8 protein-coding genes are annotated in these 12,557 nt (G+C 39.8%); 4 read left to right on the top strand and 4 right to left on the bottom strand.

The features are described 5' to 3' along the window. Positions 1–222 precede the first annotated feature (222 nt). Genes EL17_RS00735 through EL17_RS00720 form a run of 4 tightly spaced genes read right to left on the bottom strand, consistent with a single transcriptional unit; the run spans position 223 to position 5,332 of the window. Complete coding sequence (locus EL17_RS00735) at positions 223–1,347, bottom strand: endo-1,4-beta-xylanase (RefSeq protein ID WP_035068679.1); 1,125 nt, start codon at positions 1,345–1,347, stop codon at positions 223–225. 42 nt (positions 1,348–1,389) lie between these two features. Continuing rightward, positions 1,390–2,136 (bottom strand): SDR family NAD(P)-dependent oxidoreductase, encoded by a 747-nt coding sequence (locus EL17_RS00730; protein WP_035068995.1) that lies wholly within the window; start codon positions 2,134–2,136, stop codon positions 1,390–1,392. Positions 2,137–2,146: 10 nt separating this feature from the next. Further along, entirely contained in the window at positions 2,147–4,276 is a 2,130-nt protein-coding gene (locus tag EL17_RS00725) for an alpha-glucuronidase family glycosyl hydrolase (protein ID WP_035068676.1), read from the bottom strand. A gap of 30 nt (positions 4,277–4,306) precedes the next feature. After that, the gene (locus EL17_RS00720) at positions 4,307–5,332 is read right to left on the bottom strand and encodes a LacI family DNA-binding transcriptional regulator (RefSeq protein ID WP_035068673.1); all 1,026 of its coding nucleotides are present in this window, start codon (positions 5,330–5,332) and stop codon (positions 4,307–4,309) included. Between the two features lie 753 nt (positions 5,333–6,085). Here EL17_RS00720 and EL17_RS00710 point away from each other — a divergent pair. From EL17_RS00710 to EL17_RS00695, 4 genes are all read left to right on the top strand, one after another. Beyond that, complete coding sequence (locus EL17_RS00710) at positions 6,086–6,460, top strand: hypothetical protein (RefSeq protein WP_035068668.1); 375 nt, start codon at positions 6,086–6,088, stop codon at positions 6,458–6,460. Between the two features lie 45 nt (positions 6,461–6,505). Continuing rightward, entirely contained in the window at positions 6,506–7,678 is a 1,173-nt protein-coding gene (gene uxuA / locus EL17_RS00705) for a mannonate dehydratase (RefSeq protein ID WP_035068664.1), read from the top strand. Positions 7,679–7,695: 17 nt separating this feature from the next. Continuing rightward, entirely contained in the window at positions 7,696–10,560 is a 2,865-nt protein-coding gene (locus tag EL17_RS00700) for a glycosyl hydrolase 115 family protein (RefSeq protein WP_035068662.1), read from the top strand. 342 nt (positions 10,561–10,902) lie between these two features. Continuing rightward, a complete protein-coding gene (locus EL17_RS00695; RefSeq protein WP_035068660.1) occupies positions 10,903–12,546 on the top strand; it encodes a sodium/sugar symporter in 1,644 nt (547 codons plus the stop codon). Positions 12,547–12,557: the final 11 nt, after the last annotated feature.

Below are 12,557 nucleotides of genomic sequence, written 5' to 3'. Positions count from 1 at the left end.
GGATAGCGACAATTCGGTATCTTCGGTTACTATTTAATCTATAGGGCAAAAATCTTTGTGCATACTGTAATAATGATGACCTATTTAAAATTTATAGTATTAAAAAATGAGCTTGGTGGACGTGGTTCTTTTGATATAAAAAAAAATAAAAAATGGGAGGGTGGCTTAAAAGTAATTACTAAGCTATCCCGGTTCTATGGAGATAGCTTAGTGGTTTTTAATTTAAGGCTGTAGGTTATCCAGCTCTTTTAAAACGTTTTCTTTAGGGTAGCCATCTCTATCAAAAAGCAGTGGGTATGCCGTCCTTCCCCTCATGGGCCAATCATTGAGCCAGCTATCTTGGTCTGTGAGTCCCCAAAAGGTTACTCTTGATATTTTGTCTTCATGTTTGAGAAAAAGTTCAAATAATTCTTTGTACCGGTCCTCTAATTTTTTTTGGATATCTGCCGGTAATGCTGTGGTATATGGATTATATTTTTCTTCAAATTCAAAAGTGGCATCTATATCTGCCCCGTGTCGGTTTACTGGGTTTGGGAGCACATCAATGTCCACTTCTGTAAACATCACCTTAAACCCGGCCTTAGCTATGGCTAGTATAGAGTTTTCTATTTCCTCTAAGGAAGGGGATTCCAACCCATAATGTCCCTGCATACCTATACCATCTATTCTAATGCCTTCAGCTCGAAGTTCTTTGGCTAGCTGAATGGCAGTTTCTCTTTTGGCAGGCTTCCACATATTATAGTCATTATAATATAATTCCATATCTGGATCCACCTTGCTGGCTGATCTGAACGCTTCTTTGATAAAGTCTTTACCAGTGATATTATACCAATGGGAGTTCCGGTAATTTCCATCATCAAATATGGCTTCATTGACAACATCCCATCCGTGGATGCGTCCTTTATACCGTCCAGCTACTGTATTGATATGTTCCCTCATCCTTTCTAATAAGGCTTCTTTAGATAAAGCATTTCCATCTTCATCCTCAAAAACCCACTCTGGAGTCTGCTGGTGCCATACCAGTGTATGTCCGACTATAAATGCATTCATTTTATTCCCCAAATCTACAAAGCGATCAGCAGCTTCAAAATCGTACTGGTCGGGTCGGGGATGTATACTTCCCCACTTTAATAGGTTCTCTGCAGTTATACTGTTAAAATGGGCAAACAATATTTTTTCTTCTTGTTGAGTCAACTCCCTCACTTGACGGTAATTTATGGCCGCTCCGATGGTGAAATTATTATGGAAACTGTCTTTAAGGTATTGTGCTTGTAGGTTTTCTACAGGCAGTAAATTTATTATAGCTGATGATATAACTATCTTGGTTATATTATATAAGTAGGACATGGTATTTTGGGTAATAGAAGTTTAAGCATGATATATGATTAATTAGAAACCAATAGAATTGCCTCCGTCCACGGCAAGGATAGCACCTGTTACGTATGAGGATGTTCCATTGGAGAAATAATACACTGCTTCAGCTATATCTGAAGGGTCCCCCATTTTGCCCATTGGGGTCCTACTGAGTATTTTTTCCTTTCTCTGAGGGTCATCTTTAAAGGCAGTAGCAGTCATATCTGTTACTATGAACCCCGGAGCTACGCAATTTACTCTAATGCCTAGTGGAGATAGCTCTACAGCCATGGCTTTGGTCATTCCTTCGATCGCTGATTTTGAAGCGGTGTATGCTATAACTTTCGGTATACCATATTGTGCTGCCATGGAGCTGATATTCACTATGCTGCCCTCACCTTGTGCTATCATCATTTTACTTACTTCACGGCTCATTACAAAAACGGATACTACGTTGGTATTGAGTACTTTGTGAAATTCTTCTACCGTCACATCCAGCATTGGCTTTTTAAGGTTGATCCCGGCATTGTTTACCAATATATCTATTCTGCCATATCTGTCTTGGATAAGCTGTATTAGTTCAGGAATGCCGCTTGCTTCATTCAAATCAAAACTGATGGTGTGAGCAAGTTCTCCCAGTTCATCGGCTGCTTTCTGAAGCTTGTTTTCATTTCTTCCTATAATAACAGTAAGAATGCCTGATTCGGTAAATTTTTTTGCTATAGCAAATCCCAGGCCTGATGCTCCTCCGGTTACTATGGCCACTTTCTGCGTCGTATTCATGATTTTGGTTTTAGATCCCTGGTACAAATTTTGGGTCAATATTTTTATAATAGTTTAAATCTCTTTCTGGCTCTTCTACACCATCTGGAAAAGGTTTCTGTGAAAATTGCTGAAAATATAGCAGGCAGGCATTTTTCCACCATTCTGCTTCTTCGGCCTGAATTTTCAAAAAAGATGCTATATGTTTAAATCTTTCTTGATCTATTTTACCTTCCATTTCTTGCCAGGTCTCTATGTTGTTTCTGGCTTCATTAACTCCTTTTTGATACCTGAGCGCCAGCTCGTCCCAAAGTATTCTCCCGCTGGAAAGGGTATGGTCCCAGGCTACATGATGAAACCAGAGTAGGTATTTTTCTGGTACGCTGGATTTATCAGACCATTTTTCCGATAGGTGAGGGTGATATTGGCTTAGGGCATTGCTGCCAGATGCTGTCCTGTCAAAGCCGATACCATAGCTGCTGGCCTGATGATAATAAGTACTGGTCCAGTCATCCCGGTGCTTATCAGTAATCCATGGACCAGGTCCGTAATGATGGTTCCATGCCATGATATGGTGCAGACCCAATGGAGTCATATAATTTACCACCATTTGGTGTGAATCTAGCATCATCTTTTGAATTTTGGATACGAAGGTTTCGTCACGGGTAAAAGTAAGTTCAAGCCAATCTTTAGCTATGATATCGGATGATTCATCAGGGTCCCAAGCCAGCCTGCCATAAGAATACCAGTTAGCCTGATGAAAGTGATTTCCTGTCCAATTCCGGTCCGTGCCTATATTTGCAACTCCTGCTATAGCGGTCAGATCATGGTCGTGCAAATTACCGCTGATGATTTTACTGACCGTTGATCCTTCACCCTTGGCATGGGTGTCGGTTTGAAGGACTTCTTCATACATGTTGGATAGAAAAGCCATGTGGGTATCGTGTCCTAAGTATTCCTGGGTGATCTGAAATTCCATCATCAGAGGTGTTTGGGTCAGCCCTCCAAACATAGGATGAAATGGTTCTCTTGGCTGAAAATCTATCGCTCCGTTTTTAACCTGAACGATCACATTGTCACGAAACTTACCATCCAGGGGTTTGAACTCATTGTAAGCTTGTTTAGCCCTGTCATCAGGAGACTCTTCGCTATACACAAATGCACGCCACATGACTATACCGCCATGGGGTTTTAGTGCATCTGCCAATAAATTTGCTCCCTCAGCTTGTGACCTTTTATAATTATGGGGACCAGGTTGGCCTTCTGAATCAGCTTTTACCAAAAATCCGCCAAAGTCTGGAATGTGCCGGTAAATTTCTTCGGCCTTGTCTGCCCACCATTTCTGTACATCAGGATCAAGTGGATCGGCTGTGTTTAATTTGCCTATTTCTATAGGTGATGAAAATCTGGCAGTAAGGTAAGTCTTTATACCATATGGGCGAAACACATCTGCCAGTGCCGCTACTTTTTCAAGGTATTCTTCTGTCAGGACAAGCGAATTTGCATTGACATTGGTCACCACAGTTCCGTTTATGCCAATTGCGGCATTTGCGCGTGCATAATCAAGATACTGCTGGTCTATGTGACGAGGGAGTCTGTGCCAGTTCCATATGCTAAATCCCGAATAGCCTCTTTCCACTGTTCGGTCTAAATTATCCCAGTGATTAAGGATTCTTCTTTCTATTTTGGGACTTTGTACCAAACCGTCTTCAGGGAGCATATCACCTTTTTGGACATATTGTAGCCATTTAAAGGTCCCATATAACAATCCTAAATCACTATTAGCGGTTATATAAATTTTTGTTTGTGAGCCCGATTTGATTGTTTTTATGACAAATCCCTGGTCACCTATTGAGTTAATGTCCTTTTTACTGATGACATTTGCGATTTCTTTATCATGTTTTTTTATAATAATACTCGCCTCATCGGCCTCTTTCATAATAGCCTGTGTTCCAAAAAATCCATTTGCAGCCAGATCGAGTTCTTGTTTAATAGCCTCTATAGTAGGGGAATTTCCACTTACATGTATGGATCCGAAATGGCTTCGGCTCTCACTATCATCTGGTATAGAGTAGTATTGAAGCCACAGTTTGTAGCCATCATTAGCACTGGCCTGTATGGCTGAGGTCAATAGGAAATAAAAAATTATCCACTTTTTCATATTTTTGGGTTTATATATAGAACTGAGGGCTTACTTTCTTAGTGAAGAGCCTCTGATAATTAATTCTGATCTAAGTGTGATCTTATTGGTACTCTGAAGCACCCTGTCAGAATCACCTTTTAGATGGTTGATGAGGTTTTTCATAGCCACCTCGCCAACTTCATATGCTGGATAATTTATAGTGGTTATATTAGGTTCTACCAGCCTGGAGATGACATCGTTATTAAATCCTACTATGGCAATATCCTGGGGCACGCTGATTCCTTTTAGCTTGAGCTGTTGAAGGCAGCTGGCGGCGCAGGCATCATTGGACACAAATAGGCCATCAGGCATAGGTTTCATTTTCAGAAGCTTTTCTACTATATCTTTGCCTGATTCCTCATTGAGATCAGAATGTAAGATCAGCGTTTCATCCAGAGGCATATCCTTATCCATAAGTGCATATTTATAACCTTTCAAACGGTCAGCATATACATTTATCTTAGTGTAACCGATGACATGAGCTATTCTCTTACACCCCTGTTCTATCAGGTGGGTGGTAGCTTTATATCCAGCCTGTATATTGTCTATGACTATACCTGTATATTGGTCGTTCTCTATGATACGATCAAAAAACAGTACCGGGATACGTTTTTTTATAAAAGGTGTAAAATGATCTATATTGGGAGTGTTGGATGCTAATGATACCAAAAGGCCATCGACACGGCTATTGAACATGGCCAGTACATTGGCTTTTTCTTTATCATAAGACTCTAGGGACTGACTGATGATAAGGTTATATCCCGCTTCATTAACGGCCTTTTCCATACCAGCGATTACCGAACTTTGGAATGAACTATTCAGTCGGGGTACTATCACACCAATATTATGGGTTTTCTTACTTCTTAAATTAGAGGCGAAAACATTGGACTGATAACCCATCTCAACGGCTGCGTCATAGATTTTCTTGCGGGTTTTTTCCTTGACCGCAGGGTGGTTATTCAATGCTCTGCTTACTGTAGTAGGAGAAAGGCCTAAATCCTTAGCTATATCGTATATAGTTATTTCTTTTTCCATTATAAAGGCTAAGTGATATTAATTTTGGTTTGGCAGGGTCATTTTTAATCAAAAATGATAAATAATAATCAATAATTGTATTCAATCAGGATTTAAAGTCTTCAAAGTATCCAAATGTATAAATTAAAAATATTTATTCAAAAGAAAATTTATGAAATCGGTTTCAACGCCATGGGTTGTTTCCAAAATGCTTAAATTTTCATTTTTGATCCTTTATGTTTTTTCTTCCAAGTTATGTAAGGTATAGGTTTATGTTTCTATTTTACAAGTATATAGAGCATCATATTTACGGGGCCTGTCCTATAATCAAGTATCTAATTATAATTGGTCATAGGTGGAATTGTTCACAAGGATCAAGTAGTTTTATAAAATAAGTATGAAATCGGTTGTTTTTTTAGTTTATAATTTTGATGTTTATGAAGTTTTTGTCAAAAACAAGATTTAGATGCTCATGCTGAATGCTAAAAGATAGTATTTTAGAATGATGTTCTACGACTTGTAGGTGTATTGAGCTGATCTCCCTTAAGGAATTTATACAAAGGGAGCTGTTTAATATACCCTCTTTTCTTTCACCCTTGAATAAAATGGTGTCTGAAAAAGTAATAAACAGATGAAATACGATATAGTTAACCCAAAATGACATTTATAATTAGCAAAAGTATTAATATATTATTTTTATCATTTATCGTGTGGGGGTGCACAGGTGTGGAAGCTTCGTCCCTAATTATAACTGAACAAATTTTACCTTCATATATGGAGGTAAATCCCTCCATAAATCATCAGGCTAGGATCGGTTTAAGTGAGGGGATGCCGTGCCTTAGTGATAGGTACATGTCCCACCCACATAGAGCAGGTAATCTATCTGTCATAGTACATTCATCCTTGCGCCCACCTGCTACCTTAAGGAGTCACAATTACCTGATGGATGGCCATCTAAAAAAGAAAGGTAGTAATTATACGGATGAGGAATATACCCAATACAGGATTGATGTGCCCCGTAATCTTCAATTTTCTACAGATGTATTAAGCATTCATAATGAGCCTGAAAACGTCAATCCAACAATTATTAAAAAATCAATAAATTCTGTGGCTACCATAGTGACAGCCTTATTAGATTCGCCAATATGATTCAGAATGCCTCCCAAATTATAAAGACCCGAAAAATTTAAACCTATGTTAAAGTCTAAAAAACTACTACAAACCTGGAGATGGTATGGTCCAAATGATCCAGTATCACTTCAAGCTGTCAGACAGGCAGGAGCTAGTGGTATAGTGTCGGCACTTCATCATATTCCTCATGGAGAAGTTTGGCCATTAGAAGAAATATTAGAACGTAAAGCTATCATCGAAGCCAGTGGATTGGAGTGGTCTGTGGTAGAAAGTGTGCCGGTACATGAATCTATCAAGATAAAGGATCAAAATTCAGAAAAATACCTAGAGAATTACCGCCAATCTTTGAGAAATCTTTCCAAAGCAGGTCTTAAAACCATCTGCTACAATTTTATGCCCGTACTGGATTGGACCAGAACAAATTTGGCCCTTACCTTAGAAAATGGAGTGAAAGCCCTATATTTTGATTGGGTGGATTTAGCCATTTTTGATAAATATATTCTTAAAAGGGATCGCGTGGAGGAGTCATACTCACAAGAGGTAATGCAGGAAGTGGAAGCTAGGTATCCCAGCTATTCAAAAGAAAAACTGGAACAGCTTGCAGATGTAATCCTTATGGGGGTACCCACTGAAGGTAGTGTGAGCATTACTTCACTTGAAGAAAGCATTGCGGTCTACGACAAGATAGGCAAACAGGGATTATTTGACAACCTGTTCAATTTTCTCCGCAGTATACAGACTACTTGTGAGGAAGAGGGAATTGTGCTGACACTTCATCCAGATGATCCACCATATCCTATTTTAGGACTGCCTAGGATAGCCTCCAGCCTGGAAGACCTCTTATATATTTACCAGCAGGTAAACGAGGAATTCAATGGGTTCTGTTTCTGTACAGGGTCACTAGGGGCAGGAAAGACCAATGATTTGCCCGCTATATTGGATCAAATAGGAGAGAGGGTTTATTTTGCCCATTTGCGAAATGTAAAAAAAGATAGCTTGGGTAATTTTTTCGAGTCTGATCATCTCGACGGGGATGTAGATATGGCTGCGGTGATGAGAAAGTTGATCCTTATCAATCAAAACAGCAAAAGTCAGATTCCTTTCCGGCCTGACCATGGGCACCAGATGCTGGATGATTTAGATAAAGAAACCAATCCGGGATATTCCGCTATCGGCAGATTAAAAGGCCTTGCAGAACTTCGCGGTCTAGAGTTAGGGATACTCGGATCTCTATAATAATAGCTTTGACAGATATGAACCTAAAGAATTATACCTTTTTATATATCCTTATATTCACCCTTCTTTATTCCCACCATTCACTGGGGTTTCAGAGGGGGAATATAGTGTTTACTGAACAGGGGGCTGATAGATTTCCACTAGTAAGTTCAGAGACGGCAGCGGGATTGGTCATAGATGCAGATGAACCCGAGGGGGTAAAGATAGCAGCTGCCAATCTTCAGCTTGATATCGAAAAGGTGACAGGAAAAAAGCCCACCCTTGAAGAAAAAGTAAATATTAAGGGGTCCGCTCCATTAGTCATCATAGGTACTATTGGGAAAAGCAAGCTAATAGATCGCCTGATCTCTACAGGTAAAATAAAAGGAAGTGAACTGGGTGGCAAATGGGAAACATATCTTATACAGACAGTAGAAAACCCTTTTGATGGAATACCTGAAGCATTGGTTATCGCAGGAAGTGATAAAAGGGGGACGACTTTTGGTATTTATGAACTATCAGAGCAAATAGGAGTGAGTCCGTGGTACTGGTGGGCGGATGTACCTGTCCAAAAGAAAGACCAATTATACATCTCTCAGGGAAAACATACAAAGGGAACTCCCGCTGTAAAATATAGAGGCATATTTATCAATGATGAAGCCCCAGCTTTAGCAGGCTGGGCAGAGGAAAATTTCGGGGGATTTAATCACCAGTTTTATGAAAAAGTATTTGAACTCATATTAAGGCTTAAAGGGAATTATCTATGGCCAGCCATGTGGGGCAGGGCAATTTATGACGATGATCCCATCAGTCCTATACTGGCTGACAAATATGGGGTGGTCATTGGCACCTCACACCATGAACCCCTGATGAGGGCACATGTGGAATGGAGCCGATATGGAACAGGCGATTGGAATTATGAAAGCAATGCTCCTGTACTCCAGGAATTTTGGAAAGAGGGTATAAAAAGAATGGGGGATAACGAAAGCATCGTAACCCTTGGGATGCGTGGTGACGGTGATGAACCTATGTCGGAAGAAAGCAATATTCAATTATTGGAAAGAATAGTAGCAGACCAGCGTGGTATTATCGAAGAAGTTACTGGAAAGCCCGCTTCCGAGACCCCACAAGTATGGGCTTTGTATAAGGAAGTACAGGATTATTATGATCAGGGTATGAGGGTCCCTGATGATGTGACTTTGCTTTTAGCTGATGATAATTGGGGAAATGTAAGAAAGCTTCCTGGTCTGGGCGAGGCGCCTCGCCCTGGAGGGTATGGTATGTACTACCACTTTGATTATGTGGGTGGGCCTCGAAATTATAAATGGTTGAACACAAGTCCAATTAGCAGGATCTGGGAACAAATGAAATTGACATATGAGCATGGAGTGGATGAACTTTGGATAGTCAATGTAGGAGATATCAAACCCATGGAACTTCCGATTACTTTCTTTTTAGATTATGCCTGGAATCCAAACAATTACCCAGAGGATCGTATGGGGTATTACACTGAAGAGTGGGCTGTTCGACAATTTGGGCCTGAATTTGCCCCTGAAATAGCCCATCTATTAGATAAATACACCAAGTATAATGGTCGAAGAAAGCCAGAACTGCTGGACCAACATACCTATTCTTTACATCATTATAATGAAGCTGAGCGAGTGGTAAAAGAATATAATGAGCTGGTGGAGCTGGCTGAAGGTTTATATGAAAATCTCGATAATAAATATAAAGACGCCTACTATCAGCTAGTATTACATCCTGTAATAGCATGTGCTAATTTAAATGAACTTTATCTTACCGTAGCCAATAATCATTTATATGAAAAGCAGGGGAGAAACCTTACTAATTACACAGCGGAAAAAGTTAAAGAACTTTTTGAGCGAGATGCGGAATTGAGCAGAATTTATAATGAGGAGCTTGCTGATGGCAAATGGAACCATATGATGGACCAAACCCATATAGGTTATACCTACTGGCAGCAACCAGAAGAAAACGTAATGCCCGAAGTAAAGACCAAAAGGCCAAACAGACGACCTGCATTAGGAGTGGCCCTTTCGGGTTCAGAAAACTTTTTCCCTGCCCAAAATAATTTAACATTTCAGACGCTCACTCCCTATATGACGACTGATCATTATCTGGAGATATTCAATAGAGGAGAAGGCCGGCTCCAATATAGTATACATTCGGAAGATCCCTTCATAGGATTATCTACCAATGAAGGAAACACTTCAGATCAGGAAAGGATATACCTAAAAGTGAATTGGGAAAATGTCCCTATTGGTCAAAAAACTTCGAGGATTACTGTTCATTCAGGTAGAGAGAAAGTTACCGTAGAAATTCCTTTACACCATATGGTCATACCCGAAGGCTTCACGGGATTTGTAGAAAGTGGAGGATATATCTCCATAGAAGCAGCCAATTTTACGGGGAAGAAAGAGACCATGCCATTTAGATGGATCACGGTACCTGATCTTGGTAGAACAGGATCAGCAGTAACATTATCTCGTCAGGTAAAGTCAGATGAGGAGATGGTAAATTACCTTGAATATACTATTTATGTAGAAACTCCTGGGATGATCACCCTGCATACTTACCTATCACCTACACTAAATTACTTAAATTTACCAGAAGGGATAAGGTTTGGAGTATCTATAGGAGGAGAGACCCCTCAGGTGATTTCTATGCATACAAACAGTGGGGAAGGAGACTGGAATAAATGGGTAGCTAATAATATAAATGTCGTAGAAAGTGAACATAAAATAGCTACAAAGGGAGAGCATAAAGTGAGAATATATTTTGTAGATCCAGGAATTGTCTTACAAAAACTAGTGATCAATACAGGAAGTGTAGATGAAAGTTATCTTGGTCCTCCCGAAAGTTATTTTAAGGCGAGGGAATAGTTTAAATTATCTCTTTTAATTTAAAACAAGTAATTGCCTTTGGACCGTTTTAACCGAAAAATTGATTTGATATTGGATTTGAAGATAAAAATTATGCATTCTATTATAATTTAGGTGCCTTGGATTGGAGAGAATTTTATACATTTACCGAAAGAGAATGCTTTAGTCTCAGAGTGACTGGAGGCTAGGAAGGAACTACCTTAAATTTATTAAGAGCTTCCTCCGGCGATCAATCTACTACTGGGGCCATTTTCCATAATTTTATTTATTTTGGAGATGTTGGGCAGTTAAAAAAATATAATTGCTACTCATCTTAGTCATTAAAACATCTTTATATACCCCATGAATTTTGAGACCTTAGATCTGGTAATTTTTGTTGCGTACTGTTTTCTTATTATTGCTATGGGCCTTTTCGTGTCCCGAGAGAAAAAAGGCCATATAAAAAACTCACAGGATTATTTTCTGGCATCCAAAGCACTACCCTGGTGGGCAGTTGGAGCGTCTTTGATTGCATCCAATATTTCGGCAGAGCAATTTATAGGTATGTCGGGATCGGGATTTGCCCTCGGACTGGCCATATCTACTTATGAGTGGATGGCCGCGGTTACCCTGATAGTGGTAGCTATTTTCTTTTTGCCTGTATACATGAAAAAAGGGATATATACTATGCCCGGCTTTTTATTGGACAGGTATGACACACGTGTCAGGACCACTATGGCTATCTTCTGGCTGCTATTGTATGTATTTGTAAACCTTACTTCTGTTCTTTATTTAGGAGCCCTTAGTTTAAATACCATTTTAAATGTTCCTATGACGTATGGGATTTTGGGATTAGCACTGTTTGCGATGATATACTCTATCTATGGTGGTTTGAAGGCTGTGGCGTGGACAGACGTTGTCCAAGTGTTTTTCCTTATAGCGGGGGGCTTAGCTACCACTTATATAGCACTTACTATGGTAGGAGAGGGTAGTGCTTGGGAAGGTTTAGGCTTATTAAGGAGAGAAGTGCCAGGCCATTTTTCTATGATCCTGTCCAGAGGAGAGATGATGATTCCAGACGGTCAGGGAGGCACTAGAGATGCTTATTTGGATCTGCCAGGTATTAGCGTATTGGTAGGAGGTATGTGGATCACCAATTTGAGCTATTGGGGTTTCAATCAGTACATTACCCAAAGGGCTCTGGCGGCCAAAAGTTTAGATGAAGCACAGAAAGGGATGATTTTTGCTGGTTTTTTAAAATTATTAATGCCATTGATTGTAGTCATTCCAGGTATCGCAGCGTTGGTCATAGTTAAAAACGGTATTGATCCAGGATTTATCGAATCGATGAAAGATCCGGTTACAGGTATTATCAAATCTGATCGTGCCTATCCCACATTACTTCAACTTTTGCCTGTAGGTCTAAAAGGGCTGGCATTTGCAGCACTTACCGCAGCTATAGTATCTTCACTGGCTTCTATGGCTAACAGTACTTCTACTATTTTCACCATGGATGTGTATAATAAATATTTTGATAAAAATGCTTCCCAAACCAAACAGGTAAGGGTAGGTAGGATTACTGCTGCAGTCGCCTTTGTAGTAGCGGCACTAGTAGCGCCGGCACTGGGGCAGCTAGACCAGGCCTTTCAGTTTATACAGGAGTATACCGGATTTATAAGCCCAGGTGTTTTTGCTATTTTCTTCTTTGGGGTATTTTGGAAGAAAACCACTTCCAATGCTGCTCTAACGGCAGCGGCACTTAGTATACCGATGTCAGTGGTGCTTAAAATATTCTTCCCAGGACTTCCATTTTTGGATAGAATGGGAGTGGTTTTCCTAGCTTTGGCGGCTTTGATGATCATTATCAGCTTAGTGGAAGGAAAAGGAAAAGATCATCCAAACAGCATAGAAATAGAAAAAGATTTGTTTGTAACCAGTACAGGCTTTAAAATAGGTGCTTTTATCATATTAGGTATCACCGCGGCATTATATATCGTTTTCTGGTAAAATTTAAAAAT

Origin of the sequence: Anditalea andensis, assembly GCF_000714815.1 — a bacterium.
Taxonomy (GTDB): domain Bacteria; phylum Bacteroidota; class Bacteroidia; order Cytophagales; family Cyclobacteriaceae; genus Anditalea; species Anditalea andensis.
Note: the sequence above shows the minus strand (reverse complement) of the source record. Positions and strands in the feature narration are given on the sequence as shown.